This window comes from Burkholderia sp. Ax-1720 (genome assembly GCF_011753035.1).
Taxonomy (GTDB): Bacteria; Pseudomonadota; Gammaproteobacteria; order Burkholderiales; family Burkholderiaceae; genus Burkholderia; species Burkholderia gladioli.
Genome location: NZ_VWWK01000428.1, coordinates 1 through 1,217, shown reverse-complemented (window position 1 = coordinate 1,217; position 1,217 = coordinate 1). Strand labels below are relative to the sequence as shown.

The 1,217-nt window shown below is 74.5% G+C and carries 1 protein-coding gene; it reads left to right on the top strand.

Annotated elements, in window-relative coordinates; all coding sequences use genetic code 11:
- On the top strand, positions 1-1,217 hold a 1,217-nt coding region (locus F3J18_RS37415), incomplete at both ends, for a lyase family protein (RefSeq protein ID WP_275691850.1).

Genomic DNA, 1,217 nt, shown 5'->3' with positions numbered 1-1,217 from the left:
GTGCGCCGTCCCGAGCCGCCGGCCGAGCGCCTGGCCGAGCTGGAGGCCTATGCCGCGATCGACGAGGCCCATCTGCTGATGCTGGTCGACGCCGGGCTGTGCCCGCCGGCGCGCGCGGCGGTGGTGCTGGCCGAGCTGGCGCGCCAGCGCGAGGCCGGCTTCGCGGCGATCGTCGAGGCGGTCGCTCCGCGCGGCAGCTACGCGCTCTACGAGCAGTTGCTGATCGAGCGCGTCGGGCTGGAGGCGGGCGGCGCCGTGCATACCGCGCGCTCGCGCAACGACATCAACGCCTGCGTCGCCAAGCTGCGCGCGCGCGACTGGTTCGACAGCGCCGCCGACCGCCTCTGGCGGCTGCGCTCGACCCTGCTCGACAAGGCCGGCGCCACGCTCGACTGGCCGCTGCCGGTCTACAGCCAGTACCAGGTGGCCCAGCCGGGCAGCTTCGGCTACTACCTCTGGTCGGTCGAGGCCGCGCTGCGGCGCGACCAGGCCGCGCTCGACGCGCTCGACGAGGACCTCGCCAGTTGCCCGCTCGGCGCGGGCGCCGGCGCCGGCACCGATTTCCCGATTCGCCCGGAAACCAGCGCCGCGCTGCTCGGCTTCGGCCACAGCTTCGACAGCGCGCTGGACGCGGTGGCCAGCCGCGACCTGGTGCTGCGCCTGCTGTCGGCGCTGGCGATCGCGGCCGCCACCTTGAGCCGCCTGGCGCACGACCTGCAACTCTGGACCATGCGCGAGACCGACTTCCTGGCGCTGCCCGACGAGCTCTCCGGCGGCTCCTCGCTGATGCCGCAAAAGCGCAACCCGTACCTGCTGGAGATCGTCAAGGGCAAGCTCGGCCACGTGGCCGGCGCGCTCAACGCGGCGGTGTTCGCGGCGCAGCGCACGCCCTTCAGCAACTCGGTGGAGATCGGCACCGAGATGCCCGCGCATTGCGCCGGCGCCGTGCGCGAGTTCGGCGAGAGCTGCGAGTTGCTGCGCCTGATGATCGACGGCATCGAGGGGCACCCCGAAGCGATGCGCGCCGCGGCCGACCGGGGCCTGGTGACGGCCACCCAGGTGGCGAACGCGCGGGTGCGCGAGACCGGCACCAGCTTCCACGAGGCGCATCACGAGGTAGGCGCGCTGATCACCGCCACGCTGGAGGCGGGCGGCGACGCGCCGGCCGCGCTGGCGGGCCTGGTGCGCGAGCCGCTCGCGCCGGTCGAGGCGGCCGC